This is a genomic window from Arthrobacter sp. APC 3897, assembly GCF_030407495.1.
GTDB lineage: Bacteria > Actinomycetota > Actinomycetes > Actinomycetales > Micrococcaceae > Arthrobacter_B.
This window is the reverse complement of the sequence record NZ_JASDDG010000007.1, coordinates 16377-42341: the sequence shown is the minus strand read 5'-3', so window position 1 is coordinate 42341 and position 25965 is coordinate 16377. Positions and strand designations below refer to the sequence as shown.

Here is a 25965-nt window from a genome sequence, read left to right as displayed (position 1 = left end):
GGCCGCAGCCCGTTATACCGTGACACGGGGCACTGCCCGCAGGATACTTGTGGCTAGGATGTAGGAAGCCAACGAGGGCCCTGGCCCTGCCGTAGATCGACCTTTCACGAGGAGTCAGCATGCCTATTGCAACCCCTGAGATTTATGCCGAGATGATCGACCGCGCAAAGGCCGGGGGATTCGCATATCCGGCAGTGAACGTCACCTCGTCCCAGACGCTGAACGCCGCGCTCGCCGGGTTCGCCGAGGCGGGCTCGGACGGCATCATCCAGGTGTCCACCGGCGGTGCGGCGTACTGGTCCGGTGCCACGATCAAGAACATGGTCACCGGTTCACTGGCCTTCGCAGCCTATGCCCGCGAAGTGGCGAAGAGCTATGACGTCAACATTGCGCTGCACACGGACCACTGCCCCAAGGACAAGCTGGACGACTTTGTGCTGCCGCTGCTTGCGGCCTCCGAGGCCGCGGTCAAGCGCGGCGAAGACCCCATTTTCAACTCCCACATGTGGGACGGCTCCGCGGAAACCCTCGAAGACAACCTGCGGATCGCCCAGGAACTGCTTGCCCGTACCCACGCCGCCAAGATGATCCTCGAGGTGGAGATCGGCACCGTGGGCGGCGAGGAAGACGGCGTGGAAAACGCCATCAACGATAAGCTTTACACCACCGTGGCGGACGGGATGAAGACCATCGAGGCCCTCGGCACCGGTGACAAGGGCCGCTACATCACGGCTCTCACCTTCGGCAACGTGCATGGCGTGTACAAGCCCGGCGGCGTGAAGCTGCGCCCCGAAATCCTCAAGGACATCCAGGACGCCGTAGGCGAATCCATTGGCCGGGAACGTCCCTTTGACCTGGTCTTCCACGGCGGCTCGGGTTCTTCCGCTCAGGAGATCGCCGACGCCGTTTCGTACGGCGTGGTGAAGATGAACATCGACACCGACACGCAGTACGCCTACACCCGCCCGGTGGTGGACCACATGTTCCGCAACTACGACGGCGTCCTTAAGGTCGACGGCGAAGTTGGCAACAAGAAACAGTATGACCCCCGCGTGTGGGGCGCGTCGGCGGAAGCCGGCATGTCCGCCCGCGTGGTTGAAGCAGCCCAGAACCTAGGATCGGCAGGCAAGTCCCTCTAATGTCAGATGAATTCCGCAAGAACCTGCTAGGCCCGGAGCCCACGTACCTGCCGGAGGAGACCGACGTCGTCGACCGCCTCGAAGCCGGTGACGAAGCCGTGGACCTGGCAGCGAAACACCCCACCTCCTCCCAGGTCTGGGCCATTCTGGCCGACGAGGCCTTCGACGAGGGACGGACCATTGAGTCCTACGCGTACGCCCGGGTTGGCTATCACCGCGGCCTGGACGCCCTGCGGCGCTCGGGCTGGCGGGGTGCCGGTCCCATCCCGTGGGAGCACGTACCGAACCAGGGTTTCCTGCGTTCGCTGTACGCCCTGGGCCGGGCGGCAGCGGCCATCGGCGAGGCCGAGGAAGTGGACCGGATCACCAAGTTCCTGAACGAGTCGGATCCGCAGGCGAAGATTGCCATTGAAGGACGCGAGTCTTGATCGTGCGCTGATCCGTGCCAAAGGCCGGGTACCCAGCTTCTGCCGGGTGCCCGGCCTTTGGCCTGTCCGGGCCGTCCCCGGGTTGGCGGCTGTTACCAGCCTCCGGTGCCCGGTGCTCCCTTGAAGGGGCCCGTGATGCGTCCGGTGATCCAGCCTCCGTAGAAATCGCCCTCCTGCGCCCGGACCTCTTCTCCGTCCACGGTGCAGCGGTCCATCCGTCCGGGATACACCGCTGCCCGGTCGGCCAGGGGTGCGTAGCCGGTCACCGGATCGGGATACGTCCATGCCGCCCGTGCTGCCCGTTCGTTTCCGCCGAGGACGTCAAAATACGCAGCCTTTCCCTTGTACTCGCACCAGGTGGATCCGCGGGCAGGGACCAGCGCACCGGGTGCGAAGTCCTCGAACGGAAGGTAGTAGACCGGCGGATGGCTGGTCTCCAGCACGCGGACGGCAGAGGTGGTGTCGGCAATCAGCTGCCCGCCGAGGAAAACCTGGACATGCTCCGACGTCGGCTCTAGCCGCGGCGGCCGGGGATAGTCCCAGACGGATTCTGCGGCACGTTCCTGCTCCGGATGCAGAGGGTGTTGTTCCATGATCAGCCCTTTCGCCTGGCGGCCTTGGGTGGCTCCTGCCCGGACTGGGAGGTTCCGGGTTATGCCGTGATTCGGAGCTGGGGCCGTGCGGGATGGGTGCTTCCGGCAGGAAGAAGGCCTAGGAAGCAAGCCGCGCATAGACAACGTAGTTGTCACCGAAGGTTCCGGTCTCGGGATCGTATCCGTCGCAGGTAATCAGGCGGAGTTCAGGCCCGTCGGTGTTTCCGTAGACCTTCTCGGAGGGGAAGGTGTCCTTGGGATACTGCTCGCCGTACAACACTGTAAAAACCGCGGTGGAACCGTCTTCACGCTGAACCTGGATTTCCTCATGCGGCTGCAGGTCCCGCAGATCCGCGAAGACTCCCGGCCCGCCGTCATCGGCGTTGACGTGCCCCAGAATCACAGCCGGTCCGGGGTCTCCGGGTTTGGGTGAACTTTTGTACCAGGCGGCGGGTGCTCCTGGGTTGCCGGGAGGTACTTCCAGGGTGCCGTCCTCCCGGAGGCCCACCTGGACCAGGTCCGACCCTGCAGCGATGGACGGCAGCGTCAGGGTTTTGGGCAGTGCCGTCGACTTGCCGGCCGTCCCATCCGCCGGCTCAGGACTGGGGGGTGCTGTTGGCTCGGAGGTGACGGTGCTGCTGGCGGTCTGAGCGGGCGCCGGCGTCAGCTGCCAGGACGACGCTGATGCTTCCGGCGGCAGCGCTTCAGCGCCAGAGCCGGTTCCACATCCCGGGAGCAGCAGACAGGTAGTGAGAAGCATGCCGGCGGCGGCAGTTGCCCGAGCACTCCTGCCGCCGCCGGTCTTAGCTGTTAGCCGGCTCATGAGCATTGGAGCCCTGTTCCGGCCTCCCCTGGCCGCCTGGAACTAGGCATGGTTCCCGCTGCGGCGCCGAACGACGAAGGTTCCGGCCCCGGCTGCTGCCAGCATGAGTCCTCCGGCCAGGGCGACTGAACCCAAGTCCGTCCCCTTCTCAGTCGTCACACCGGCATCCACTCCGCCCTTGGGAGTTGGCATGCCGGTGTCTGTTGGTGTGGGTGGTTGGGTGGGTTCCGGTGAGGGAGGATCGCTCGGAGTTGACTCCGGGTTTTCGCAGGCGATCCCGTCTCCATCCCGATCCAGGTTGGGAGCGTAACGAGGATCTCCGGCGGGAATGTTGTAGACGCCGTCAGCCTCGGCCTCGCCACAGGTTGCATAGGGCGTGGTCATAGCGACAGCCGGCGTCGCAGATAGTGCCGAGAGTCCGGTTACCGCTGCGAGTGCGAGTCCTGCAGTGCGTTTCTTCATTGTGCTCTGCTTTCCATGTGGGGTTGTCATCCGAGTGACGGTGACAGGAAAGAGAGTATGGACACGGTAGTTTTGTCACCCGGGTAGCCGGCGTTTATGCCGACGCGGCACGCAGATTAAATCGGGCCAAAAGGTCGTCAGGAAACAATGCTGGTAGTCACGGCCACTATTTGCGGCTTCGGCGGCACTGAGCTGAAACCGAAGCGAACCGGCGGATCTATGGGTGACAGGCCGCCCAAATCGCGGCCGTCCCAGCTGGCCTGCGCTCCTGTGAGGGAACGGATGGACCGGACCCCGTAGTACTCGCGGCGCCCGCCGCCCGCTGAGCCCGACGTCCGGACACCGGGTACCAGCAGCCCGGCCACGGGACTGACGGCAGCCAGCCAGCGCGGATGAACAGCCAGGGCGGGCGGAATCCGCTCCAGCAGCTGCCCGAGGGCGGTGCGCGGCCCCAGCTCAGCCCGTAGCCGCAGCGGCCCCGCGCTGAGCAGGAGGCTGTCCGCCGTGAGCCGGGCCTCGACGTCGGCCACGTCCACCGCATCAAAGGAATAGGTGCCGGACACATAGTCGGCGACCTCGGAACCGGGGGCCAGCAGCAGACGTGATCCGGCGGCGTTCTCCACCATGACATCCGTGAAGGCCCCAAACGGTGACTCCAGCCAATGGCCCACCACCATCCGGGTGCCGGAGGATGTACCAACGCCGGCGATATAGCCCACAAAACGCTCCATCCGGCCACGCTACCCGGGTAACACCGGCCGGAATACCTTCTACGGCGCTTCCAAAAGGGCACAGGACCTACAATCGGCTAAACTTGACAGGTAAGAGCCCCGCGACTCCGGCCAGACCCGGCCCACAGCCATTTCCGGTCCGGCTTGGGAGTTTAGGGGCGTTCTCATGCACGGAAGCGGATCGCGCCGTCGGCGTCATTCTCCCTTTCGTAACTAATGGGGGAGGATCCCATGCCCGCAATTGTCATCGTCGGCGCCCAGTGGGGCGACGAAGGTAAAGGTAAGGCCACTGACCTGCTCGGGGGCCGTGTCGACTATGTCGTCAAGCCCAACGGCGGAAACAACGCCGGCCACACCGTCGTCGTCGGCGGTGAAAAATACGAACTCAAGCTTCTGCCGGCCGGCATCCTGAGCCCCAACGCCATTCCGGTGATCGGCAACGGCTGCGTGGTGAACCTCGAGGCGCTCTTCACCGAAATTGACGGACTGGAAGCACGCGGGGCGGACACCTCCAAGCTGCGGATCTCCGCCAACGCCCACCTGGTGGCCCCGTTCCACCAGGTCATGGACAAGGTCACCGAACGCTTCCTGGGCAAGCGCGCCATCGGCACCACCGGCCGCGGCATCGGCCCGGCCTACATGGACAAGGTGGCCCGCCTCGGCATCCGCGTGCAGGACATCTTCGACGAATCCATCCTGCGCCAGAAGGTTGAAGGCTCCCTGCGCCAGAAGAACCAGCTGCTGGTCAAGGTCTACAACCGCCGCGACGTCGACGTCGAAGAGGTTGTCGAATACTTCCTGTCCTACGCGGACCGGCTGCGCCCCATGGTCATCGACTCCACGTTTGAGCTGAACCGGGCACTGGACGAGGGCAAAGTTGTCCTGATGGAAGGCGGCCAGGCCACGTTCCTGGACGTGGACCACGGCACCTACCCGTTTGTGACCTCCTCCAACCCGACGGCCGGCGGCGCGTCAGTGGGCTCGGGCATCGGCCCCACCCGCATCACCCGTTCCGTGGGCATCATCAAGGCGTACACCACCCGTGTGGGTGCCGGTCCGTTCCCCACCGAGCTGTTCGACGACATGGGCCTGTACCTGCAGAAGACCGGCGGCGAGTTTGGCGTGAACACCGGCCGTCCGCGCCGCTGCGGCTGGTACGACGCCGTGCTGGCGCGCCACGCTTCCCGCGTCAACGGCTTCACGGACTACTTCGTGACCAAGCTGGACGTGCTCACGGGCATTGAGAAGATTCCGGTGTGCGTGGCCTACGACGTCGACGGCGTGCGGTTCGACGAGATGCCGATGACGCAGACCGATTTCCACCACGCCAAGCCGATCTTCGAGTACTTCGACGGCTGGACCGAGGACATCACCGGCGCCCGGACCCTGGACGACCTGCCCAAGAACGCCCGGGATTATGTGCTGGCCCTGGAAAAGATGTCCGGCACGCGGTTCTCCGCCATCGGCGTAGGCCCGGACCGGGATCAGACCATTGTGGTGCGGGACCTGATTTCCGAATAGTCCCGAACCTTGTGCAAAGCCCCGCAGCCGCCGCGGCCGCGGGGCTTTCGCGTACCCGGATGCGGTGCATGCCATGAGCCGGGATCCCGTCGACGCATGGCAGGATGGGACCAAAGCAGAGTGCGATGTGCCGTAGACATCTTGGGGGGACCGCGGAAATGAACGAGGATTTACTGGCCAGCCTTCGACGGGCCGTGGACGCCAATCCGGAGGATTCAGGGCTGCGGCTGCACCTGGCCGAGATGCTGCTGGGATCCGGCCGGCATTCCGACGCCGTTGGCGAAGTCAACGCTGTCCTGCAGCGGGACCCGGGCAGCCGGCCGGCGCTTGCTCTCCTCAGCCGCACCGTGGCGGCAATGACCGGCCAAGCCGCCGGACCGGCTCCGGCACCCGCTGAAGAACCCGCCGCCCGGGCCGCGGAAGCAGAAAAAGCCGCAGCACAGCCGGACCCCTCCCCGCATGCCGACATTGACCCCGCGGACGCAGCCTTCGACTGGACCCGCGCGGAAAGCGAGGTGGGCTCGGATATTCCCCCGCCCTTCGTCGCGGAACCGCAGCTGGCCGCAGGGGAAAGCCGCGACGGCGTCGCTCCCCTGGAACCGGAAACCCCGCCGATCACCCTGGCGGACGTGGGTGGACTGGACGCTGTCAAGAAACGGTTGGACGAATCCTTCATGCAGCCCATGAAGAATGCAGAGCTGGCCAAGGCTTTCGGTAAATCCCTGCGCGGCGGTCTGTTGCTCTACGGGCCGCCCGGCTGCGGCAAGACGTTCCTCGCGCGTGCCGTGGCTGGCGAACTGGGGGCCGTTTTCATGTCCGTCACCATGACGGACATCCTCGACCCCTACCACGGGGTGACCGAGAAGAACATGAAGGCTGTTTTCGACTCGGCCCGCGCACACTCGCCGACAGTGCTGTTCCTGGACGAAGTGGACGCCATCGGCATGAAGCGCAGCGGGCTGGGCCACCACGCCATGATCCGGCAGATGGTCAATCAGCTGCTGATCGAGATGGATTCGATGGCGGGCAACAATGACGGCCTGTACCTGCTGGCCGCCACCAACCACCCCTGGGACCTCGATGAGGCCCTGCTTCGCCCCGGACGGCTGGACCGCACCCTGCTGGTGACCCCGCCGGACTTTGAGGCGCGCAGGACCATCCTCGAATACCACCTCCGGGACCGTCCGCTGGCCGGAATAGACCTTACCGCCATTGCCACCCGGACAGAGCTGTTCTCGGGGGCGGACCTGGCCCACATCTGCGTGACAGCCGCTGAGAAAGCCATGACGGAATCCATCAGTGCCAACCGGATCTGCCCCATCAGCATGACGCACATTGATGCGGCGCTGGAGGAAATTGGGCCGTCCACCCTGCCCTGGCTGGAGTCCTCCCGGAACGTGGTGAAATTCAGCAACGACCACGGCCGGTACAACGACCTGGCTGAATACCTGCGCTCCCGCAGCATCCTGTGAGCGCCACCGGCGTGCTGGAGCCGGCCATGGTGAACCTGCGGTTTGAGGCGCTCCTTTCCGCCCGGCGGCCCGGGGAGGCACTGCAGCTGCTGCAGTCGCAGCTGCCCGGGCACCGGGACGCACCGTTTATCTGGCACCTGTTCTGCCGCGTCTTCCTGATCCTGGAACGGTACCCGGAAGCCGAATCCGCCGGACGGCAGGCGCTGGCCATGGGTCCGGAGGACACCGGCGTACTGACCAACCTGAGTCTCGCGGTGCTGTACCAGGGCAGGCATGAGGAAGCCGTTGACCTCGCGCTGCGCACCGTGGAGCTGGCTCCTGATGATCCGGAGAGCCATTACTGGCTGGGCGTCATGCATCTGAACACACCGTCAGGGGGGAAACCGGAGTGGGCAGCCGCCCGGGACGCAGCCCGCACGGCCATGGAACTGAACCCGGACAACGCGGACTACTACTGGCTGGCCGCCTCGGCCAGCGGTCGGATGGGTGCGCGGGAGGACGCCGCCAGGTACCTCTCCGGCGGGCTCGCCGTGGACCCCGGCAACCGTGCTCTGCTGATGCTGGGAACCCGGCTTACCGGCGGGCAGGACGTGGTGGGCGGCGAAGCGGAGGTGCTGCGCTCCCTGCTGGCACAGGATCCCATGGACAGCCAGGCGCATCTGCTCCTGCGCGCCCAGGCTTACGCCCGCCTGCGGCGGCTGGCCATCCTGCCCTGGCTGCAGGTGGTCTTCTTCTGTTTCCTGGCTCCGTTTGTGCCCGCAGCTGCCGTGGGCGGTGCCGTTCCCGTTGCCCTGTTTCTGGCGTTTGTTTTCGCCTGGCGTTCGCGGCGGCGCTACCGGGTGCTGCGGCAGGAACTGCCGGGGGACTACCTCGAGGACCTGCAGCGTACCGGACCGCTCACCCGGCTCAGCCGCCGGCTGACCCTGGCGGGCATGCTCGCGGTCAGTGCCGGAACGCTGGGCGCGGCCGTCGCCGGAACGGGGGAGCCGCTGCAGTGGTTCCTGGTGTTCACCGTGGCCGGGCTGCTGCCGGCAGCTGCGGGCTATCAACTGCTGCTGGCCGGTGAAGAGCGGGACGGCCAACCGGCCGGCGTCCGGTACCAGCGGCCTGACACCCGCCGCAGCAACGCCACTCTCATTGTGGCGGGGTGCCTGCTCAGCCTCCTCACGCTGGTCCATGCGGACCGCCTGGTGTTTGCCGGAGCCTCGCTGCTGTCCCTGGCCCTGATGCTGGCGGCGGCCCTCGCGGGGATGATGGGGCGGCGGCTCATCACGGGCGTGACGCTGCGCTCCGCAGTGTTCGTTGCCGCAGCGCTGATCCTCATCGCGGTCCTGGGCACCAACGGGACGTATCTGCTGCGTTCAGGCGGTCTTCCGGAGCCGCCGGAGCCGTCACCGGTGCAGGAGCCGCCCCGGATCCCGACCCCCACGTTCGGCAACCCCACACCCTTCCCTGCGGTGACGCTGCCGCCCATGCCTGAGGTGTCATTTCCGCCTGTTCCCCGGGTGAGCCTGCCGGCCGGACCTTAGGCCCGCTCCTCAGGAACCGGCCTACCAGCGGTGCCGGGCTTCCTCGATCCAGCCGCCCAGCCCGTCGAGTGAGTATGCGGTTCCGTCCGGAGTCCGTGCCGTTCCCGCCCAGGTGCCGAAGGCCTGCCAGATCGTTGAGGAAATGACGCCCAGTTTGGTGGCGGACTCCCTGCGGTGGAAGGGCGTGAGCACGGCGTCGATCCACGGACCGTGCACGGTCCAGGCGGAGTGGGGGTCCGAGAGGTCGTACGTGAACTCCAGCTCGCCGTCGTAATGGTGCAGCCGGCCGTCAACGATCAGGGCGTTTTCCGTGGCCGGAGTTCCGGCAGTCCACTGCCCGCCGATCTGCAGGCCAAGCCGGGTACCGTTCACGGTCCCTGATCCGGCACCCCAGGTCCAGGTGGTGCGGTACGGCCAGCGGCCACGCCCGCGGTCCAGAACGGCAAATGCGTCAGCCCCCACGGTGAAGACTTTGCCGTCCACGGTCACAGTGCCGGACACCGCGCGGGCCACGTCCTTCAGCGTGTACTGGAACCTGCGCTCGGACCACGGCACCACAACGCCAAGGACGTCCCCTTCGGCCGGGGCATACAAATCGACCTCGACGCGGGGGGAGCGGGCGCGCAGGCGGGTGCCGCCGCCGTCATCGTGGAAGCGCAGCGAGACGTCGCCTGCCGAGGCCAGTGCCGTCAGCGGCGGGAGGGTGTCCGGCAGCTGGACGTCGGCGGGGGAGGGCAGGATCTTCAGCGGCTCAATGCTGATTTCCTTACCGGTGGCCCGGTCCAGGACATAGATCTGCAGGCTGGCGGCGTAGCCGAGATTCACTATCGTCATGCCGAGTGCCAGGTCAGGCGTGAGCACGCCCCAGTACTCCCAGCGCTTGGTCCGCAGCCGGGCTGCAGTGTTGCCGGGGAGCGCAGTGCGGTGCAGCGGTGAGCGGGAGTAGCCTACGGCTTCCGGGTTCAGGGTTCCGCGGGCGGTGGTGAGGTCCGTCGGGAGCGTGAGTTCATTCATGCGGCCCCAGTCTAGGCCCGCCCGCGCATCTGCCGGCGCACCGCTGAGTCCGCAGCGCCGGCATTTGCGCCCGTCGTTTCCGTGCCGGGCCCTGCGGTCCTGGTCTAGGCTGGGGGAGAAAACTTCGGATCAGATGAGGGCGGTGCCGCAAATGTTGGTGAGCGTAGGTCAGTTCAGCCCGGCGGGCGACGTCGGAGAGAACCTTGAGGTGATGCGCTCGCTGGCGGCCAAGGCCAAGGCCGACGGCTCCGAGCTGATCGTCTTTCCTGAGGAGTCCATGTTCAGCGTGGGCAAGGTGGAAGGCTCCCTGGCCGCTGCGGTGGACGCCGGCTGGACCACCTTTGTCCAGCAGCTCTCACTGCTGGCAGCGGAACTGGGCATCGCCGTCGTCGCCGGCGGTTATGAGTCCAGCGGGGAGGAACGCCCCTACAACACCCTGGTGCTGATCGATTCCACGGGACGGATCGTGGACACGTACCGCAAACTGCATCTTTATGACGCTTTCAGTTACTCCGAGTCCACCCGAATCAAACCGGGCGACGGCGGCGTGAAGGTTGTTGACCTGGGCGGCATCCGGGTGGGCCTCATGACCTGTTATGACATCCGCTTCCCCGAACTCGCCCGCGCGCTGACGGACCAGGGTGCTGATTTGCTGGCTGTTCCCGCCGCGTGGTTCAAGGGTGAACACAAGATTGAACACTGGGAAACCCTGCTCAAGGCCCGTGCCATCGAAAACACGGTGTGGGTGGCTGCGGCGGGAACCTCCAGCCGCCACACGGTGGGGCACTCGGCCATCCTCGACCCCATGGGAGTGCCGCAGGCATTCCTCGAGGACGAGCCCGAGGCCGTGGTCACCGCGGAAGTTACCCGGAAACGGATAGATGATGTGCGCGAGTTCCTGCCGGTATTGAAGAACCGGCGGTTTGCGGCCAATGATCGGATAACTTCAGCAGGGTAAAGCCGAATCCGGGCTCGAATTCCGGCCGGACGTTCCGCTGAACTGAAAGAATTAAAAAGATATCGGGTGCCGCGTTACCTTTTGGCGGTCCCTGGCGATTACTCTCTTGGAACGGCCGCACCGAGGCTTATCCCCCCAACGAGCCCCGGTGCGGCCGTTTCGCTGCGCCCGCAGGATAGGATGTGAAAAGCCCATCCTTCCGCGAGGGAAAGACCGAGCCTTGGCCATAACCCTGACAGAGGAGATTCTTTCCGCTGCGCGTGGTGGAGAGCCTCAGGCGCTGCGGGAAATCTATGAGTCTCTTGCGCCGTCAATTCTTGCCTATCTCACCGGCAAGGGCTGCGAGGATCCGGAAGCACTGTGCCAGGAAGTTTTTCTGGCCGTCTTCAGCAAGCTGGAGAAACTCACCGGCGGCATCAGCGGATTGCGGACCTTTGCCTTTTCCGTTGCCCATGCCCGCATGGTCGACGATGTCCGGCAGCGGAAACGCCAACCCGTGCTGGCACAGTTTGATCCGCAGGCTGATTCCCGGTTCAGCTCATCCGCTGAGGAAACCTTTCTGGGAACCGGCCCCGGTGTGACAGCACTGCTCGAGGGCCTGCCCCGCCGTCAACAGGAAGTGCTGCTGCTGCGCGTCGTGGGGGACCTCTCCATCGAAGAAACAGCCAACATCATGGGCAGCAGCACCGGTGCCGTCAAGCAGCTGCAGGCCAGGGCCCTGCGGGCCCTGAAGGGCCGGATGGAACGAGGGGAGGTTCCCGATCATGAACGAATTGCCTGAACGTGACGACGCCGTGATCCGGCGGCTCCTTGAGGAATCAGGCGTCGACGAGACTCCTGAGCTGCTGGACGGGCTGCGAAAGCTGCGCTCATTCACCGGCACCGCGGCGCCGGTGCCAACCGGCGAACTGGCCGAGCTGCTGTCGGAACCGGCCCCGGACCGCTCCAAGCAGCCGCGCCGCCACCGCGGCCTCATCCTGAGCTTTACGCTGGCTGCTGCCATGGCTGCGGGAGCATCGGGTGTGGCTGCCAGCACCATCACCGATCTGCGCCTGACAAGTGAATCCGTGACGCCCGCCGAGGTTCGCGATGCATCTCCGGTGCAGGAAGACAGCGGACAGGAAACGGACGAGGACGGCCAGCCCGGCCCTGCAGCTCCGGTTTCTCCCTCCGCTGCGGAGCCTGTTGTCCCGGAGGCGGCTTCCCCCGAGGGCACACCCGCCGTGCCCGGATCCGGCCCGGATTCAGCCCCGGAATCCGGAGCTGGATCCGGCACTGCGGCGGTCGGCGCCGCGGACGGCAACCCCGCAATCCCGCCTGCAGTGCCGGCGCCGCCCGCCAACCTGCCGGGTCCTTCAGCTTCTGCCGGCAGCGTCCCGGATCCCGCCGCGGCCGCCGCCCCAGCCGCCCGGACACCCGCCTCGGCGGAAACCGGCTGCGGGCATGACCACGGGGGACCGGGCGATCCCGGACACCGCGGGAAACCCGACCAACCGGGGGGCTCCGGGAAACCCGACCAGCCGGGAACCCACGGACGGGACCGTGGAGCCGGTGAAATTAGCCGCCCGGGAGTGCCCGGCCGTGATTCCGGCGGCGGCGCCGGGCACGGATACCGTGGGAATCCCGGCAAGCAGCCCCATAACCCGGGCCAGAAGTTCTCCGAAGGCAGCCTGGCCCCGGGCAACTCCTAAACGGTCAGCTGCCGCTTGGAGGAAATGACCCCGGTGTTGAAGCCGGCCAGGTTCAGTCCGCCGTGGAAGCGGGCGTGTTCAATTTTCACGCAGCGGTCCATCACCACGTCCAGGCCGGCAGCTTCCGCGTCGCGGGCCACCTGCTCATGCCAGGACCCCAGCTGCAGCCACAGCGTCTTCGCGCCTACGGCAATGCTCTCCTGCAGCACGGTGGGCAAATCATCGTGGCGGCGGAACACATCCACGATGTCCGGCACTTCCGGCAGGTCAGCCAGGGACGCGTAGACCGGCCGCCCCAGAATCTCCTTGGCCACAGGGTTCACGAAATAGACCGTGTACGGTGACGAGGAAAGCAGATAAGTCGCCACGAAATAGGACGCCCGTGACGGTTTGTCCGAGGCACCCACAATCGCAATCGACTTGGCCCGGCGCAGCAGCGCCAGCCGTTCCGGAGCGCTCGGCCCCTCCCAGATGCGCGGTGCGGCAGCTTCAGCGGACATTGGCGGACTCCTCAAGTTCGTGGACAGCATCGGGTACAACCGCAGCTGAAAGGGCCTGGTCCAGATCCCAGAGGATGTCTTCCAGGTCCTCCAACCCCACGGAAATCCGCACCAGGTCCTCGGCAACTCCCGCGGCGGCAAGCTGCTCAGGCGAGAGCTGGCCGTGAGTGGTGGAACCCGGATGGATCACCAGGGTGCGCGAATCACCCACGTTCGCCAAATGCGACGCCAGCTGCAGTGCCTCAATGAACGCCCGGCCAGCCTCCCGGCCGCCGCGCACGCCAAAGCTGAAGACTGATCCCGGACCCTTGGGCAGGTATTTCCGGGCCCGTTCGTAGTGCGGGTGGGAGGGCAGGCCGGCATAACTGACCCAGGACACCCGGGGATCTGCCTCCAGCCACTGCGCCACAGCCAGGGCGTTGCGCAGGTGTTCGTCGAGGCGCTGCGGCAGGGTCTCCACACCCTGCAGCAGCTGGAAGGCCGACTGTGCGCTGAGGGAGGGGCCGATATCCCGCAGCTGCTCCGAGCGCAGCTTGGTCAGGAACCCGTACTCGCCGAAATTGTCCCACCAGGAAATGTTGCCGTAGCTGGCCACGGGCTCGGTCATGGCGGGGAACTTACCGTTGCCCCAGTTGAACTTTCCGGATTCAACGACGACGCCGCCCAGCGTGGTGCCGTGCCCGCCCAGGAACTTGGTGGCGGAGTGGATCACAATGTCCGCACCGTGTTCAAACGGCCGCACCAGGTAGGGAGTGCTCAGGGTGGCATCCAGGATCAGCGGCACACCGGCGTCGTGCGCCACCTTCGCCAGCCCGGCAATATCGGTGACCTCGCCGCTGGGGTTGGCCACCACCTCGGCATACACCGCCTTGGTGTTTTCCCGGATGACCGCGGCATAGTCGGCCGGGTCGGTGCCGGCCACGAACGTGGTGTCGATCCCGAAGCGGCGCAGGGTCACGTCCAGCTGGGTGACGGTGCCGCCGTACAGCTGGGCGGCGGCAACAATATGGTCACCGGCCCCGCACAGTGCGGCGAAAGTGACAAATTCCGCTGACATGCCCGACGCCGTTGCCACCGCACCGATGCCGCCCTCAAGGGAGGCGATGCGCTCCTCGAACGCCGCCACCGTGGGGTTGCCAATCCGTGAGTAGATGTTGCCGTACTTCTGCAGCGAAAACAGGTTCGCGGCGTCGTCGGTGTCCTTGAAGACAAATGAGGTGCTCTGGTAGATGGGCACGGCACGGGCGCCGTGCGTGGCATCGGGGGTGCCGCCGGCGTGCAGGGCACGGGTACGGAAGCCAAACTGGCGATCACTCATGGAATGAGTGCTCCTTTCTGGTGTGCCGCGGCAAAGCGGCCTGAGAATCGTTGCAAGTGGGGTACGGCGGACCAACAATGGGGAACAGGACTGCGTGGCCGGTCAGGACCGCAGATCTGCGACGGACAGCGGCGGGGGAGCCGGACGGCACGACGAAGGAAATGATCCCAATGGACCAATACGTGGTAATCATCGAGACCGGCTACAAAGTTGCCGCCGCCACCCACAAAGTGACCGCCACCGACCCGATGCCGCAGGTGGAGGCGAGCCGGTTGTTCGTGGAACTCCTGGACGGCATGCACGCCGATCTGCTGCCGCCGAAAGCTGACACCACCATGCTGGAAGTCTCGCCGACGGAATTTGTGCGCATCTACCGCCTGATGGGCGGCGTAGTGGTGCTGGACCGGGTGACCCTGGCCCGCGTTCACTGAGGAACCCCGCGGCGGCGGGATTCGCATACCTCCGCAATGTCAGCGATGCAGGGTTCATTCTGCAGGCTGGTGGTATCGCCCAGCGGTGTGCGCTCGAACAGCTGCGTCAGCAGGCGGCGCATGATTTTCCCGGAACGCGTCTTGGGAACGTCAGGGACCACGACGACGGCGGCCGGCTTGGCGATCGGCCCGATCTGCCGGGCAACGTGTGCCCTGAGTTCAGCCGTGACCTGCCGGCTGAGATCGGTACCGGCGGCCGGCGCGGCTGTCGAGAGCACAACAAACGCGGCAATCGCGTGCCCGGTCTTGGGGTCCGCGACGGGACAGACGCCGGCTTCGGTCACCCAGGGATGGGACACCAGCGCGGACTCAATTTCAATCGTGGACAGCCGGTGCCCGGAGACGTTGAGGACGTCATCGGTGCGGCCCAGGATCCAGGTGTCGCCGTCGTCGTCGTATTTGGCGCCGTCCCCGGCCAGGAACCAGCCCTGCCGTGCGTACTGCCGCCAGTAGGACGCCAGGTAGCGCTGCGGATCACCCCAGACCGTGCGGGCCATGGCCGGGCCGATGCTGTCCACCACGATAAAGCCCTGGGTGTGCGGGGGAACCGCGTTGCCGGCTTCATCCACAATCCGGGTGGACACCCCGGGCAGGGCCCGGGAGGCACAGCCGGGCTTGAAAGCGGTGTCTGCGGGACGCGGCGACAGGATGGTGGCGCCGGTTTCCGACTGCCACCAGGTGTCAATCACCGGAACTTCACCGCGGCCGATATTCTCCCGCATCCAGCGCCACGCCTCCGGGTTTACGGCTTCGCCCACGGTGCCCAGCAGGCGGATGGAGGACAGATCCCAGGTGTCCGGCACACCGTCCGGGAACCAGCCCATCAGCGACCGGACCAGGGTGGGCGCGGTGTAGTAGCTGGTCACCTTGTAACGTTCAATGATCTCGAAGTGCCGTCCCGGATGCGGGGTGTTTGGGGTGCCCTCGAAGATCACCTGGGTGACACCGTTAGAGAGCGGACCATAGATCTCATAGGTATGCGCGGTGACCCAGGCCAAGTCTGCGGTGCACCAATGGACATCGTGCCCGCGGGCCTCCGGATCGGGATTCGCGAAAAGGTACTCATAGCTCCAGGACGCCTGGGTCAGGTAGCCGCCCATGGTGTGCACCAGGCCCTTGGGGCGTCCGGTGGTCCCCGAGGTATACATGATGAACAGCGGTGTTTCGGCGTCGAAGGCCTCCGGCTCGTGAACGTCGGAGGCGGTGTCCACGGTCTCATGCCACCAGAGGTCGCGGCCTTCGGTCCAGGCAATGTCGCAGCCCGTGCGGCGGACCACCAGAACATGCTCGACGGCGTTGGTGCCGGACACGGCTGCGTCGGCATTCTCCTTCACCGGCACGGCGGTGCCGCGGCGGAACTGGCCGTCCGTGGTGACCAGCAGCTTGGCGCCGGTGTCCTCCACCCGGAACTTCAGCGCCTCGGCGGAGAAACCGCCAAAAACCAGCGAATGGACGGCGCCGATCCGGGCGCAGGCCAGCGTGATAATAATGGTTTCGGCGATGACGGGCAGGTAAATCACCACCCGGTCTCCCTTTCCGATGCCGAGTGCCAGAAGGGCGTTGGCAGCCTTGGAGACTTCCTGCTGCAGCTGTCCGTAGGTGATGCTGCGCCGGTCTCCGGGCTCACCCTCACAGTGCAGGGCGATTTTGTTGCCGCGTCCGGCGGCCACATGCCGGTCCACGCAGTTCACTGCGACGTTGAGCCTGCCGCCGGCGAACCATTCGATCTGCGGCACTGAATAGTCGGCGTCGGCTTCCGGAACTTCCGGGCCGCTCAGCCGCTGCGGCGGAATAAACGTGTGCGCCGTGTGCCAGGGCTGCTCCCACTGCAGCCGCCGGGCGGCGTCTTCCCAGAAGGCGATTCGTTCGGCGCCGGTCTGCGGGTCCGAGGCCGTGCCGTGCCCGTCCTGCAGGGCTGCTTCGAACGTTTCCTGCGCTGCTGTCCTCAGGCCCATTTGGCCACCGCCTTCTTTTCTGCCAGTCCCAGCAGGGCATCGGTTGCCTTGCCGATAACTGCCAGCAGGATGATGGCCAGCAGCAGCCTGTCGGTGCGCCCGTTGTTTTGCGAATCGGTCAGCAGGAAGCCGAGCCCCATGGAGGAGGCGATGAGCTCCGCAGCCACGAGGAACAGCCAGGACTGAGCCAGTGCCAGGCGCAGCCCGGAGAACACCGCCGGTACGACGGCGGGCAGCTGCACCGTGGTCAGGAGCTTCAGACCGTTGAGTCCGAAGGCGCGGGCGGCTTCCACCAGGTTCCGGTCCACGTGGCGCAGGGCCAGTGACACGGTGGTGAACACCGGGAAGAAGGCGCCGATTGCGATCAGCGTGATTTTGGAGTCCTCACCGATCTTCAGCCACAGGATGAGCAGGGGAACCCAGGCCAGCGACGGTACGGCCCGCAGTGCGCCGATCATCGGACCGAGCAGGATGTCGGCCAGCCGGGACAGCCCCAGCAGGGCACCCAGCGCCAGGCCCAGCACCCCGCCGACCGCGAAGCCGATGAGGACCCGCTGGGTGGAGATGGCCACGTGGTTCCCCAGCTGGCCGCGGCTGAGCAGGTCAGCCGCGGCGGTGTAGACGGCCGACGGCGACGGGAGCTGGACCGGGGAAAAGATGCCGGCTGCCGTGGTGATCTGCCAGGCGGCCAGTACCAGGACGGGCACCACCAGGCCCAGGCCGGCACGGGTCCAGCGGCTGGCCAGGATGGTGCCGGCCGCCGCCGTGTTTCCGGTGCCGGTGCCCGCGGACGCAGACGTCTTCAGGACGGTGCTCACTTTGTCTCCGAAACGGACTCGGGATCAGCTGACTTCACGAAGGAGTCATCGAACAACCCCTCCAGTGCCGCATCCACGGCGGCCTGGCCGGCAACGTCCCCGGTCTCCACCAGCGTGGGGCCAATCTTTTCGAGCACGCTGCGCTGGGCCTCGCCGGGAGCCGGATCAACGTCAAGGTTGCTGCGTTCCAGCACCACGGTCTGCGCCACCGCCAGGTCAAGGCCGGCCACGTCGGCCAGGATCTGCGCGGTTTCCTCCGGGTTCTCCGCCGCCCAGGCGCGGGCCTTTTCATACGCGTTGACTACCGCCTGTGCCAGTTCCGGATCCTCTTCCAGGAAGGATTCGTTGGCGGCGAGGATGCCGTAGGTGTTGAAATCCAGGTTGCGGTGGATGAGCCGGGCACCGTTTTGTTCGGCACCGGCCATGATGGGGTCCAGCCCTGCCCAGGCATCCACAGATCCGTTTTCCAGGGCGCTGCGGCCGTCCGCGTGCTGCAGCTGTTCCACCGTGACGTCATCCAGGCTCAGCCCTGCCTCGTCCAGGGCCTGGACCAGGAAGAAGTAAGGGTCGGTGCCCTTGGTGGCCGCCACGGACTTGCCCTTGAGGTCCGCCACCGAGCTGATGCCGGACTCGGCGCCCACCACCAGGGCGGACCACTCCGGCTGCGAGAAAACATCAATGGCCCTGATCGGGGATCCGTTGGCGCGGTGGAGCAGGGCTGCGGACCCGGCCGTGGAGCCGACATCGATCGCCCCGGAGCGCAGGTTTTCATTGGCCTTGTTGGAACCGGCCGACTGCACCCACTCCACCGTGACGCCCTCCTCGGCGAGGGTGGATTCCAGCCACCCCTGGTCTTTGATGATCAGGCTGAGGGGGTTGTAGGTGGCGAAGTCCAGGGTGAGGGTTCCGCCGTCGGCCGTTCCGCCGTTGGCGGCGGCATCGGAATCCTCACCGGCCACGCAGCCGGTCAGCAGCAGGGAAGCTGCGGCAGCGGCTGCGGCCAGGGCCTTCAGCGCGGCGCGGGAGGCGGGACGGGAGTTGAGGGAACGGCTGTTCATGGGAAATCTTTCTGATGAGGGTGTCTGTAAAAGCCGCGGTTCGTGCGCAAAAGGGCACAGAACAGCCGGCGAAGCGGTCCGGGAAAAGTGCCGCCGAGGGGGAGTCTTAGTGGCGGTCGACGCCGAGGCGGGCCAGGAGCTCGCCGCGCATTCGGGCCAGCTCAGCCGAAGAGCGGTCGCGCGGCCGGGTGCCGGGGACGGTAACGGCGTCCGTGATGGTGGCTCCGTGCTTTCCGGGCTCTTTCCCCAGGATGATAATGCGGTCTGCCAGCTGCAGGGCTTCGTCCACGTCGTGGGTGACCAGCAGCACCGTGGTGGGGGTTGCCCGGTGAACCGAAAGCAGCAGGTCCTGCATCTTCAGCCGGGTCAGCGCATCCAGCGCGCCGAAGGGCTCATCCAGCAGGAGCACACCGGGTGTGCGGGCCAGCGCCCGCGCCAGGGAAGCCCGCTGCGCCATGCCGCCGGAAACCGCCCGGGGACGGTGTTTGGCAAAGGCTGTCAGCTCCACCAGCTCCAGCAGCTCGGCCACCTTGGCTTTGCCGTTCCTGGCGCTGATGCCCTTGGGCAACCCCATGGCGATGTTGGCCTGCAGTGTTTGCCAGGGCAGCAGCCGCGGTTCCTGGAACGCTACGGCGCAGCGGTCATCAATGCCGCGGACGGGTGTCCCGTTGATCAGGACCTCCCCGGCGGTCGGGGCGTCCAAGCCGGCTGCGGCGCGCAGGAGGGTGGACTTTCCGCAGCCGCTGGAGCCCAGGATCGCCAGGACTTCCCCGGCATGTACGTCAAAGGTGATGTCCCGCAGCACCTGGTGTGTTTCTCCGCCGGAGCCGAAGCTGCGGCCCAGCGCGGAAAACGTGACGGGAAGGGCGGAGCCGGCCGGCGCGGCAGGGTTCGGTGCAGCGGGCGGCGCGGCGGCAGGGGACTGTGAAGCCAGAGCGGTCATGTTAACTCTCCATCGGTCCTGGCAGTAGCACCCTACGGATAACACCTTGGGCCACAAAGGCCTCCTGCGGTGTTGTCCTCGCTATTGCCGTTCCTCAAGGAGGAGGTACGGCAACCAGGGTTGCTGCGGCTTCACTGATCCAGGTCTCTCAGCCGCTCGGGATGGTCACCTGCTACTAAACGCGTGATTGCGGAAACCGGCAAGTCCCCGCCGTAATATTTCGACGTGCCGGTCAGGAGCGCAGGCTCTGCAGGGCTGGGTGTGCGGCCAGCCCGTGCTCGCCGTACAGGGCCCAGACCAGATACGCGACGGCCAGGGGTGCTTCGGGGCCGCCGATCAGGAGGGGCTCACAAGAATAGAATTCCAGGACCAGACTGCAGTTTTCAGGTTCCGGGTAGCAGGCGGAAATCTGCGAATAGGGAAAGCTGAGCCATTGCCCGTTCACCTGGGCGATAATTTTGCGGTTGGTCAGGAACATTTGCGTGCGTTGCTTTTCCCGCCATTGTTGAAGCGATGCGGCCTGGGCTGCGCGCCGCCGGGAACGGTTGGCGAGGGCGGTCAGCCCAGCACCTGCGAGGACAAAGGAAGGCCGGCCCCAGAAAAAGCCGGACGTGTGGACGTACGTTCCGTTAAGACCGTAAAAACGCGCATAGTCGGCGTTGATGAAAAGGTGAACCGATTCCCCCGGTTCCGGTACAACTCCCCACACCTCCTGAGCCGGCGGGGACTGCCCCCGGCGGAGCCCGGCCGTCAGCGCCCGTGCCGCCGACCATGCATCCTCATGCGTCCGCTGTAAATCTGCCTGGGCCCTCTCAGCTTTGTTGAGATGACCTCCGGAGCGGCGGTGGGCACGGAATGTTCGGTACCAATTGCTGATGACCTTTATCAGCAGATAAATACCCAGGAATATGCATCCGGCGAAGAGCACCAGCACTAACAGCCCCTTGGGAATGACACCCAGGGAGGAAACGGCCACGGCATTCAGGACAAGGGGGCCAAAGTGCCAAACCGCCGCTATTCCTGCCAGCGGCATTATCCAGCCGAGATGATTCTTCATGGTGTGACCGTAGCGCTGTCTGCGGGTTTGGGTAAGAGAAAGCGACGGTTGTGGATAAGTGCGGCAGACAGCCGGGCCGGTTCATGACCGAAAGTTAACGGCCGCGGTTCACACAGGGTCATGTATTTCCCCTGCCCGTCCGGGTGTGCAAATACTGGTTCCGAAGGATCATGAGTCCCAACGCGAAGCTCTGGCTGGTTGGGCGGCAACCCTCTTTCCGTAGCGGGGTGCCCCAGATGAGGATCCGGCCGTGTCGCGTCCGCGAACGGCAAGTACGGCGCTCCCTGGCGGGTGCGTCCCGTTCCCGAAGGGTTCCCGTGTCCGATTCATCTTCTTCAACAGCCCGGAACACGCGCCGGCAGATCCGGTTCAACGCCTTTGACATGAACTGCGTGGGCCACCAGTCGCCCGGGCTCTGGCGCCACCCCGCAGACCGCTCCGCCGACTACACCAAGCTCTCCTACTGGACCCATCTGGCGAAAACCTGCGAACGAGGCCTGTTCGACGGCATTTTTATCGCCGATGTCCTGGGCACCTACGACGTCTACGGGGCCTCCAACGAAGCGACCCTGCGCCAGGGCACCCAGGTTCCGGTCAATGACCCGCTGCTGCTGGTCTCCGCCATGGCCCTGGTCACCGAACACCTCGGCTTCGGTGTCACGGCCGGCACCGCGTATGAGCATCCGTACCCGTTCGCCCGCAGGCTTTCGACGCTTGACCACCTCACCAACGGCAGGGTCGGCTGGAATGTGGTGACCGGTTACCTGCCTTCCGCCGCGCGGAACATGGGCGCCGAGGACCAGCTGGAACACGACGAGCGCTACAACCACGCCGATGAGTACCTTGAGGTGGTCTACAAGCTCCTCGAAGGTTCCTGGGAGGATGACGCCGTGGTCCGGGACCGGGAAACCGGCGTGTTCACGGATCCGGCCAAGGTCCATGACATCAACCACGAAGGTAAGTACTTCAAGGTCCCCGGCATCCACATTTCCGAACCTTCGCCGCAGCGGACACCGGTGATCTTCCAGGCCGGTGCTTCACCGAGGGGCATTGAATTCGCTGCCGGGAACGCCGAGGCGGTATTTGTCGGCGCGTCCACGGTGGAGAAGCTCAAATCCACCGTCACGAAAATCCGCGATGCCGCCGAGGCCGCCGGCCGGGACCGGCACTCCATCCGGATCTACACCCTGCTGACCATCATTACCGCTGCCACAACCGAGGAAGCCGATGCCAAGCATCTGGACTATCAGAGCTACATCAGCGACGAGGGTGCCCTTGCCCTGATGTCCGGCTGGATGGGCGTTGATCTGTCCTCCTACAACCTGGATGAGCCGCTGGGTTCGGTGAAATCCAACGCCATCCAGTCAGCGGCCGCCAACTTCCAGAAAGCAAAGGACGACGGCGAACCCTGGACGGTGCGCGACATCGCCGAATCCGCGGGGATCGGCGGGCTGGGTCCCCGGCTGGTGGGCTCGGGTTCCGACGTCGCCGAAGAGCTGATCAGGTGGGTGGAGGAGACCGATGTGGACGGCTTCAACCTGGCCTACGCCGTGACCCCGGGTACGTTCGAGGACGTGGTGGAATTTGTGGTGCCGGAGCTGCAGAAGCGCGGGGCATATCCCACGGAGTACACTCCCGGGACGCTGCGGAACAAACTCTTCGGAGCGGGGGACAAGCTGCCGGAAAGCCACCGCGGTGCATCCTTCCGCCTGCAGCCGGCAGGTTCCGGGCGGAGCCATTGACCGGGAACAGCCCGCCTCCTTACGTTTGAAGGGTCCGCGCAGGAACCCCTTTCAGCGAGCAGGAGCCCGCCATGGAACCCTCACCCAGCGCCAGCGGCAAGGCCCTTTCCGCCGACGGCACCCGCATCGCCTGGTCCCGGCAGGGAGACGGCCCGCCCCTGGTGATCGTTGATCCGCTGACAGCTGACCGCAACAGTTCCAGTACCCGGGCGCTGGCGCAGCTGCTCTCCGGAAACCACACCGTCTACACATATGACCGCCGGGGGCTGGGCGAGAGCGACGTGGGGGAAGAGTACACGGCGGAGTCCGACGTTGATGACCTGCTGGCGGTGGTGCAGGTGGCCGGCGGACGGGCTGACCTCTACGGCTTCGCGTCGGGCGCCTTCCTGGCGCTGCGCGCTGCCGAGGAATCCGCTGTCATCACGCGGGTGGTTGCGCTGGAACCAGCTCTGGCCCTGGACGAGGGCGAAGACGAGATGCTGGTGCTGCAGACGGAACTGGAGGGACTCGGCGGCGTGCAGGTGCCCGTGCTGGTGCTGGCGGGCAGCTCCAGCGGCGAGGACACGCAGGATCTGGCCCGCCGTGCCGCCGATGCCCTGGAAGAGGGGGAGTTCCAGCTGCTGGAAGGCAACACGGCCAGTGTTCCGGAGGCCGCCCTGGCCGAGGCCATTGAATCCTTCCTCAGCTGAGGAACGCAGGGGCGTAAGCTGGTGCCCGATCCAGACCCCCACTGAAGGACGGCAGATGCCACACGTCAATGACCCCGCAGTTGTCGAAGCGCTCCTGACCAACAAGGGTGCCCGCTGGGCGGTGGTGGGCCTGTCCAGCAATCCGCGCCGCACCGCCGTCGGCGTTTCCCGCTACGTCCAGGACCACCTGGGCATGGAGATCATTCCGGTGAGTCTCAAGGGAGACGACGTCCACGGAAACAAGGGCTACCGGCGGCTCAGCGACGTTCCCGGGCGGATCGACGTCGTCGACTGCTTCGTGAATTCGTCCCGCGTCGGGGACATCGTGGACCAGGCCATTGAGGTGGGTGCCAAGGCCGTCTGGCTGCAGCTGGGCGTGATCGACGAGGCGGCTGCACAGCGGGCTGCCGACGCCGGGCTGGACGTTGTCATGGATACCTGCCCGGTCATTGAGGCACCCCGCTTCGTCCTCTGACCGGTCCCGCCGGTTGCCCGGAGCCTACAGCTTGGCGAACCGGGCGCGCAGGATCCCGGTGTACAGCCCGTAACAGATCAGCCCGGCCCCCACGGCCCCCAGCGCCAGCCAGCCGAAGGGCTGCCCGCGCAGGGCGTGGAGTGCGCCGTCGAGCCCGGTGGATTTCTCCGGGTCGGCTGTGAAGGCGGCAGTCATCACCAGGATGCCCAGGATGGCCAGCGACACCCCCTTGGCGACAAAGCCCAGCGTTCCGGTAACGGTGACGGCACGGTCCCAGGCGCCCGCCGGAACCGGCTTGAGGTCCTTGCGGAACCGGCCGGTTGCGCCCTTGAAGATGAAGTAACCGCCAACGACGACGATGCCAAGTCCCACAAGCCCGAGCAGGACGGCGCCGGCAGGCTGTGCCATCAGCGTGGCGCTCCAGCCGGCCGTACTCTCGCCGCTGTCCTTGGCGCCGCCCAGGGCAAACGTGCCGAAGGACACGCCGATGGCACCGTACGTGACAGCCTGGGCGGCCGCCGAACCGCGTGCCTTCCAGGCATCCTTCCCCTGCAGCCCGCGGCCGTCCAGCCAGACCCGGGACGCCTGGAACAGTGCCAGCGCCAGGCAGCCCAGGAAACAGATCCACAGCAGGACCAGCCCGCCTGGCTGGGCAGCCAGGGCAGCAACCGCACCGGAGGAATCCGCGCTGCCGCCGCCGCTGCCGGAGGCAATCTGCAGGGCAATCACGCCAATGAGCAGGTGCAGTACCCCGCTGGCGACGTATCCAACGCGGGCGGCCCGTTCAAAGCCCTTTGAGTCAGCCGCTTTCTCCGCTGCCGAAGCGAGCCGGTCCCCATGTCCTGTTCGAGCCAAAGCTGTCCTCCGTCGGGCGGGCACACAGCGGGTGTGTGCCGGGTTGATGAGTTCTCCGCCCTCCATCCTGTCACTTGTGGCGTGTCCGCGGGGCGGCGGACTAGGCTCGGAGAATGGACGCGGCAGAGGTAAAGCGGGTGTGCCTGCAGTTCCCGGGGACGTATGAGGACTTTCCGTTCGGACCGGATGCAGCCGTGTTCAAGGTCCAGGCCGCCGGGGGAAAGGCGAAAATGTTCGCCCTGTGCTGGCTGGGCGAGCCGCCGCTGACCGTCAGCCTCAAGTGCGAACCCGAACTGGCGGTGCAGCTGCGGGCCGCCCATCCCCAGATCAACGGGGCATGGCACATGAACAAGAAACACTGGAATTCCGTCCTGCTGGACGGGGTACTGGCGGCAGACCTGTTCAGGGACCTCGTTGAGGACTCCTATGACCTGGTGGTGGCGTCTCTGCCGCGGCGGGACCGTGAAGCATTGATGTGGAAAGGTTTGGCAGGCGGATGACGCGGCAGCTGAGCTATTCGGAAAGCGGATACACCCGCCGGCCTTATCCGCAGCCGCTGACTCACCGCTGGCCGGAGGGTTACCGGCTGGTGCTGCGCCGGGAACGTCTCGAAGTTCCGGACCCGGCGGCCGGATACCTGCGGCTGGCCAACGGGATTCTGAACTGGGATCTGCACCGCCGAAGCGGACTTCGCGTGGCCGCGGGCACGCCGCGAGCTGCTCCGGGAGTGGAGATGGCGTCGGGAGTCGGCGTGGGACCGCTGCGCTACTACGCTCCGTGCCGCGTGCTGTGGGCCGAGGAACCCGCACTGGACGACGGCGGCGTCCCGGTGCCGGGGCAGCGGGCCGGGTTTGGCTACGGAACGCTTCGCGGACACCCGGAGCAGGGTGAAGAGGGGTTCTATGCGGAACTGGACGGGGACGGCAGGCTGATTTTTCGTCTGGCGGCCTACAGCCGTCCCGCCAACCGGCTGATTGCCGCCGGGGATTTTGCCAACCGGGCCGTACAGCAGTTCATTACCCGGCGGTACCTTGCGGCGGCCTACAAGCTGGCGTCGGGCACCTGAGGAGCCTGAAGGACAAATGCCAGTCCCGGGCCCTGGATTTCCACCGGCATAAAACCGGCGGTCAGCAGGAGTTCCTGGGAGGCGGTGTTCTCTTCCTCCGTGTGGGCAAGGACCCTGGAGACTGCCGGCTCGTCCAGAGCCATCCGGGCAAGTGCTGCCAGCGATTCAGTCGCATAGCCCCGGTTCCGGCGGGAAGGGACCACGCTGTAGCTCACTTCCGTGTCACCAGCCTCAGGCAGTATCAGGAAACCGATGGTTCCCACCACCTCGCCGGTTGCCCGCTCACGGATCAGCCGCGTTGCCAGGGCTGGGGGGACGCTGTGGAGGCCCTGTTCAAAATACTGCCGGGCAGCGTCCAGGTCGGTGGGCTGGGGAAAGTCCTCTGCCCAGCCGGGCAGGCGGGAAAGGCCAATGAGGGCGTCCGTCTCCGCGGGAGCCAGAATGTCCAGGCGCAGGCGTTCTGTGAGGACACTGGTGGACGGTGCCGAACGTTCCGGGGTAAGAGTCACAGCATAATTGTGCACGTCGGGCGGCCCATGCTCCCACTCGGAGAAAGAGGTCTTGCACACATTGCGGCTGAGGGCGGCAGGCACCCGCCCGGAACGGGACGGGCACCTGCCGCCCTCAGCGGCTGCAA

At 66.1% G+C, this 25965-nt stretch carries 28 protein-coding genes and 1 riboswitch; of the genes, 14 read left to right on the top strand and 14 right to left on the bottom strand.

Annotation, left to right across the window (positions count from 1 at the left end; genetic code table 11):
- The first annotated feature begins 119 nt into the window (after positions 1-119).
- Positions 120-1139: a class II fructose-bisphosphate aldolase gene (gene fbaA / locus QMA10_RS05155; protein ID WP_290166710.1), complete on the top strand. Its 1020-nt coding sequence runs from the start codon at positions 120-122 to the stop codon at positions 1137-1139.
- Positions 1139-1567, top strand: a complete 429-nt coding sequence (locus QMA10_RS05150; RefSeq protein WP_290166708.1) for a DUF3151 domain-containing protein — start codon at positions 1139-1141, stop codon at positions 1565-1567. Before fbaA ends, QMA10_RS05150 begins: the two co-directional genes overlap by 1 nt.
- Positions 1568-1659: 92 nt before the next feature.
- Here QMA10_RS05150 and QMA10_RS05145 read toward each other — a convergent pair whose 3' ends face one another.
- The 4 genes from QMA10_RS05145 to QMA10_RS05130 form a co-directional block, all read right to left on the bottom strand.
- Positions 1660-2160 carry a DUF427 domain-containing protein gene (locus tag QMA10_RS05145; RefSeq protein ID WP_290166706.1) on the bottom strand — a complete coding sequence of 167 codons (501 nt, stop codon included), beginning with the start codon at positions 2158-2160 and terminating at the stop codon, positions 1660-1662.
- Between the two features lie 118 nt (positions 2161-2278).
- Entirely contained in the window at positions 2279-2920 is a 642-nt protein-coding gene (locus tag QMA10_RS05140) for a sortase (protein ID WP_290166704.1), read from the bottom strand.
- Positions 2921-3025: 105 nt separating this feature from the next.
- Positions 3026-3445 (bottom strand): excalibur calcium-binding domain-containing protein, encoded by a 420-nt coding sequence (locus QMA10_RS05135; RefSeq protein WP_290166702.1) that lies wholly within the window; start codon positions 3443-3445, stop codon positions 3026-3028.
- Positions 3446-3582: 137 nt separating this feature from the next.
- Positions 3583-4176: a hypothetical protein gene (locus tag QMA10_RS05130; protein ID WP_290166700.1), complete on the bottom strand. Its 594-nt coding sequence runs from the start codon at positions 4174-4176 to the stop codon at positions 3583-3585.
- 231 nt (positions 4177-4407) lie between these two features.
- Between QMA10_RS05130 and QMA10_RS05125 the strand changes: the two genes are divergently transcribed.
- From QMA10_RS05125 to QMA10_RS05115, 3 genes are all read left to right on the top strand, one after another.
- Positions 4408-5697, top strand: coding sequence for an adenylosuccinate synthase (locus tag QMA10_RS05125; protein ID WP_290166698.1), 1290 nt, complete (start codon positions 4408-4410; stop codon positions 5695-5697).
- Positions 5698-5855: 158 nt separating this feature from the next.
- Positions 5856-7169, top strand: a complete 1314-nt coding sequence (locus tag QMA10_RS05120; protein WP_290166697.1) for an AAA family ATPase — start codon at positions 5856-5858, stop codon at positions 7167-7169.
- Complete coding sequence (locus QMA10_RS05115) at positions 7166-8698, top strand: hypothetical protein (RefSeq protein WP_290166696.1); 1533 nt, start codon at positions 7166-7168, stop codon at positions 8696-8698. Before QMA10_RS05120 ends, QMA10_RS05115 begins: the two co-directional genes overlap by 4 nt.
- 21 nt (positions 8699-8719) lie before the next feature.
- Here QMA10_RS05115 and QMA10_RS05110 read toward each other — a convergent pair whose 3' ends face one another.
- Positions 8720-9712 (bottom strand): DUF2804 domain-containing protein, encoded by a 993-nt coding sequence (locus QMA10_RS05110; RefSeq protein WP_290166694.1) that lies wholly within the window; start codon positions 9710-9712, stop codon positions 8720-8722.
- 151 nt (positions 9713-9863) lie between these two features.
- Between QMA10_RS05110 and QMA10_RS05105 the strand changes: the two genes are divergently transcribed.
- The 3 genes from QMA10_RS05105 (at position 9864) to QMA10_RS05095 (ending at position 12361) form a co-directional block, all read left to right on the top strand.
- Positions 9864-10670: a carbon-nitrogen hydrolase family protein gene (locus QMA10_RS05105; protein ID WP_290166692.1), complete on the top strand. Its 807-nt coding sequence runs from the start codon at positions 9864-9866 to the stop codon at positions 10668-10670.
- Between the two features lie 220 nt (positions 10671-10890).
- Entirely contained in the window at positions 10891-11451 is a 561-nt protein-coding gene (locus tag QMA10_RS05100) for an RNA polymerase sigma factor (RefSeq protein ID WP_290166691.1), read from the top strand.
- Positions 11435-12361 (top strand): hypothetical protein, encoded by a 927-nt coding sequence (locus QMA10_RS05095; protein ID WP_290166689.1) that lies wholly within the window; start codon positions 11435-11437, stop codon positions 12359-12361. The genes QMA10_RS05100 and QMA10_RS05095 overlap by 17 nt, the downstream gene beginning before the upstream one ends.
- Here the strand turns inward: QMA10_RS05095 and QMA10_RS05090 are convergent.
- Positions 12358-12861 carry a CoA-binding protein gene (locus QMA10_RS05090; RefSeq protein ID WP_290166687.1) on the bottom strand — a complete coding sequence of 168 codons (504 nt, stop codon included), beginning with the start codon at positions 12859-12861 and terminating at the stop codon, positions 12358-12360. The genes QMA10_RS05095 and QMA10_RS05090 overlap by 4 nt on opposite strands.
- Positions 12851-14179 carry an O-acetylhomoserine aminocarboxypropyltransferase/cysteine synthase family protein gene (locus tag QMA10_RS05085; protein WP_290166685.1) on the bottom strand — a complete coding sequence of 443 codons (1329 nt, stop codon included), beginning with the start codon at positions 14177-14179 and terminating at the stop codon, positions 12851-12853. The genes QMA10_RS05090 and QMA10_RS05085 overlap by 11 nt, the downstream gene beginning before the upstream one ends.
- 170 nt (positions 14180-14349) lie before the next feature.
- Here QMA10_RS05085 and QMA10_RS05080 point away from each other — a divergent pair, with 170 nt between their 5' ends.
- Entirely contained in the window at positions 14350-14610 is a 261-nt protein-coding gene (locus tag QMA10_RS05080) for a hypothetical protein (RefSeq protein WP_290166684.1), read from the top strand.
- On the opposite strand, the gene acs is transcribed toward QMA10_RS05080, so the two are convergent.
- The 5 genes from acs to QMA10_RS05055 all read right to left on the bottom strand — a co-directional run bounded on the left by acs (position 14604) and on the right by QMA10_RS05055 (position 20501).
- Positions 14604-16625 carry an acetate--CoA ligase gene (gene acs, locus QMA10_RS05075; protein WP_290166682.1) on the bottom strand — a complete coding sequence of 674 codons (2022 nt, stop codon included), beginning with the start codon at positions 16623-16625 and terminating at the stop codon, positions 14604-14606. The genes QMA10_RS05080 and acs overlap by 7 nt on opposite strands.
- Positions 16616-17374 carry an ABC transporter permease gene (locus QMA10_RS05070; RefSeq protein ID WP_290166815.1) on the bottom strand — a complete coding sequence of 253 codons (759 nt, stop codon included), beginning with the start codon at positions 17372-17374 and terminating at the stop codon, positions 16616-16618. Before QMA10_RS05070 ends, acs begins: the two co-directional genes overlap by 10 nt.
- 65 nt (positions 17375-17439) lie before the next feature.
- Positions 17440-18501 carry an aliphatic sulfonate ABC transporter substrate-binding protein gene (locus tag QMA10_RS05065; RefSeq protein ID WP_290166681.1) on the bottom strand — a complete coding sequence of 354 codons (1062 nt, stop codon included), beginning with the start codon at positions 18499-18501 and terminating at the stop codon, positions 17440-17442.
- Positions 18502-18607: 106 nt separating this feature from the next.
- Positions 18608-19444 (bottom strand): ABC transporter ATP-binding protein, encoded by an 837-nt coding sequence (locus QMA10_RS05060; RefSeq protein WP_290166680.1) that lies wholly within the window; start codon positions 19442-19444, stop codon positions 18608-18610.
- A 232-nt stretch (positions 19445-19676) separates the two neighbouring features.
- Positions 19677-20501: a hypothetical protein gene (locus QMA10_RS05055; RefSeq protein ID WP_290166679.1), complete on the bottom strand. Its 825-nt coding sequence runs from the start codon at positions 20499-20501 to the stop codon at positions 19677-19679.
- A 166-nt stretch (positions 20502-20667) separates the two neighbouring features.
- A riboswitch (SAM riboswitch) is annotated at positions 20668-20782 on the top strand.
- Positions 20783-20818: 36 nt separating this feature from the next.
- Between QMA10_RS05055 and QMA10_RS05050 the strand changes: the two genes are divergently transcribed.
- From QMA10_RS05050 to QMA10_RS05040, 3 genes are all read left to right on the top strand, one after another.
- Positions 20819-22243 (top strand): LLM class flavin-dependent oxidoreductase, encoded by a 1425-nt coding sequence (locus QMA10_RS05050; protein WP_290166678.1) that lies wholly within the window; start codon positions 20819-20821, stop codon positions 22241-22243.
- 71 nt (positions 22244-22314) lie between these two features.
- Complete coding sequence (locus QMA10_RS05045; protein WP_290166676.1) at positions 22315-22932, top strand: alpha/beta fold hydrolase; 618 nt, start codon at positions 22315-22317, stop codon at positions 22930-22932.
- 55 nt (positions 22933-22987) lie between these two features.
- Entirely contained in the window at positions 22988-23407 is a 420-nt protein-coding gene (locus tag QMA10_RS05040) for a CoA-binding protein (RefSeq protein WP_290166674.1), read from the top strand.
- Positions 23408-23431: 24 nt separating this feature from the next.
- Here the strand turns inward: QMA10_RS05040 and QMA10_RS05035 are convergent, their stop codons facing one another.
- A complete protein-coding gene (locus QMA10_RS05035; RefSeq protein WP_290166672.1) occupies positions 23432-24262 on the bottom strand; it encodes a DUF1206 domain-containing protein in 831 nt (276 codons plus the stop codon).
- A gap of 113 nt (positions 24263-24375) precedes the next feature.
- Between QMA10_RS05035 and QMA10_RS05030 the strand changes: the two genes are divergently transcribed.
- Entirely contained in the window at positions 24376-24762 is a 387-nt protein-coding gene (locus tag QMA10_RS05030; protein WP_290166670.1) for an MmcQ/YjbR family DNA-binding protein, read from the top strand.
- Positions 24759-25328: a DUF1990 domain-containing protein gene (locus tag QMA10_RS05025; RefSeq protein WP_290166668.1), complete on the top strand. Its 570-nt coding sequence runs from the start codon at positions 24759-24761 to the stop codon at positions 25326-25328. The genes QMA10_RS05030 and QMA10_RS05025 overlap by 4 nt, the downstream gene beginning before the upstream one ends.
- On the opposite strand, the gene QMA10_RS05020 is transcribed toward QMA10_RS05025, so the two are convergent.
- Entirely contained in the window at positions 25304-25837 is a 534-nt protein-coding gene (locus tag QMA10_RS05020) for a GNAT family N-acetyltransferase (RefSeq protein WP_290166666.1), read from the bottom strand. The two genes, QMA10_RS05025 and QMA10_RS05020, sit on opposite strands and share 25 nt — an antisense overlap.
- Between the last annotated feature and the right edge of the window lie 128 nt (positions 25838-25965).

Excerpts from the sequence above, each read along its gene's own strand:
- fbaA (WP_290166710.1), top strand. The coding sequence starts at position 120 with ATGCCTATTGCAACCCCTGAGATTTATGCCGAGATGATCGACCGCGCA.
- QMA10_RS05150 (WP_290166708.1), top strand. The coding sequence starts at position 1,139 with ATGTCAGATGAATTCCGCAAGAACCTGCTAGGCCCGGAGCCCACGTAC.
- QMA10_RS05145 (WP_290166706.1), bottom strand. The coding sequence starts at position 2,160 with ATGGAACAACACCCTCTGCATCCGGAGCAGGAACGTGCCGCAGAATCC.
- QMA10_RS05140 (WP_290166704.1), bottom strand. The coding sequence starts at position 2,920 with ATGCTTCTCACTACCTGTCTGCTGCTCCCGGGATGTGGAACCGGCTCT.
- QMA10_RS05135 (WP_290166702.1), bottom strand. The coding sequence starts at position 3,445 with ATGAAGAAACGCACTGCAGGACTCGCACTCGCAGCGGTAACCGGACTC.
- QMA10_RS05130 (WP_290166700.1), bottom strand. The coding sequence starts at position 4,176 with ATGGAGCGTTTTGTGGGCTATATCGCCGGCGTTGGTACATCCTCCGGC.
- QMA10_RS05125 (WP_290166698.1), top strand. The coding sequence starts at position 4,408 with ATGCCCGCAATTGTCATCGTCGGCGCCCAGTGGGGCGACGAAGGTAAA.
- QMA10_RS05120 (WP_290166697.1), top strand. The coding sequence starts at position 5,856 with ATGAACGAGGATTTACTGGCCAGCCTTCGACGGGCCGTGGACGCCAAT.
- QMA10_RS05110 (WP_290166694.1), bottom strand. The coding sequence starts at position 9,712 with ATGAATGAACTCACGCTCCCGACGGACCTCACCACCGCCCGCGGAACC.
- QMA10_RS05105 (WP_290166692.1), top strand. The coding sequence starts at position 9,864 with ATGTTGGTGAGCGTAGGTCAGTTCAGCCCGGCGGGCGACGTCGGAGAG.
- QMA10_RS05095 (WP_290166689.1), top strand. The coding sequence starts at position 11,435 with ATGAACGAATTGCCTGAACGTGACGACGCCGTGATCCGGCGGCTCCTT.
- QMA10_RS05090 (WP_290166687.1), bottom strand. The coding sequence starts at position 12,861 with ATGTCCGCTGAAGCTGCCGCACCGCGCATCTGGGAGGGGCCGAGCGCT.
- QMA10_RS05085 (WP_290166685.1), bottom strand. The coding sequence starts at position 14,179 with ATGAGTGATCGCCAGTTTGGCTTCCGTACCCGTGCCCTGCACGCCGGC.
- QMA10_RS05080 (WP_290166684.1), top strand. The coding sequence starts at position 14,350 with ATGGACCAATACGTGGTAATCATCGAGACCGGCTACAAAGTTGCCGCC.
- acs (WP_290166682.1), bottom strand. The coding sequence starts at position 16,625 with ATGGGCCTGAGGACAGCAGCGCAGGAAACGTTCGAAGCAGCCCTGCAG.
- QMA10_RS05065 (WP_290166681.1), bottom strand. The coding sequence starts at position 18,501 with ATGAACAGCCGTTCCCTCAACTCCCGTCCCGCCTCCCGCGCCGCGCTG.
- QMA10_RS05060 (WP_290166680.1), bottom strand. The coding sequence starts at position 19,444 with ATGACCGCTCTGGCTTCACAGTCCCCTGCCGCCGCGCCGCCCGCTGCA.
- QMA10_RS05055 (WP_290166679.1), bottom strand. The coding sequence starts at position 20,501 with ATGAAGAATCATCTCGGCTGGATAATGCCGCTGGCAGGAATAGCGGCG.
- QMA10_RS05045 (WP_290166676.1), top strand. The coding sequence starts at position 22,315 with ATGGAACCCTCACCCAGCGCCAGCGGCAAGGCCCTTTCCGCCGACGGC.
- QMA10_RS05040 (WP_290166674.1), top strand. The coding sequence starts at position 22,988 with ATGCCACACGTCAATGACCCCGCAGTTGTCGAAGCGCTCCTGACCAAC.
- QMA10_RS05030 (WP_290166670.1), top strand. The coding sequence starts at position 24,376 with ATGGACGCGGCAGAGGTAAAGCGGGTGTGCCTGCAGTTCCCGGGGACG.
- QMA10_RS05025 (WP_290166668.1), top strand. The coding sequence starts at position 24,759 with ATGACGCGGCAGCTGAGCTATTCGGAAAGCGGATACACCCGCCGGCCT.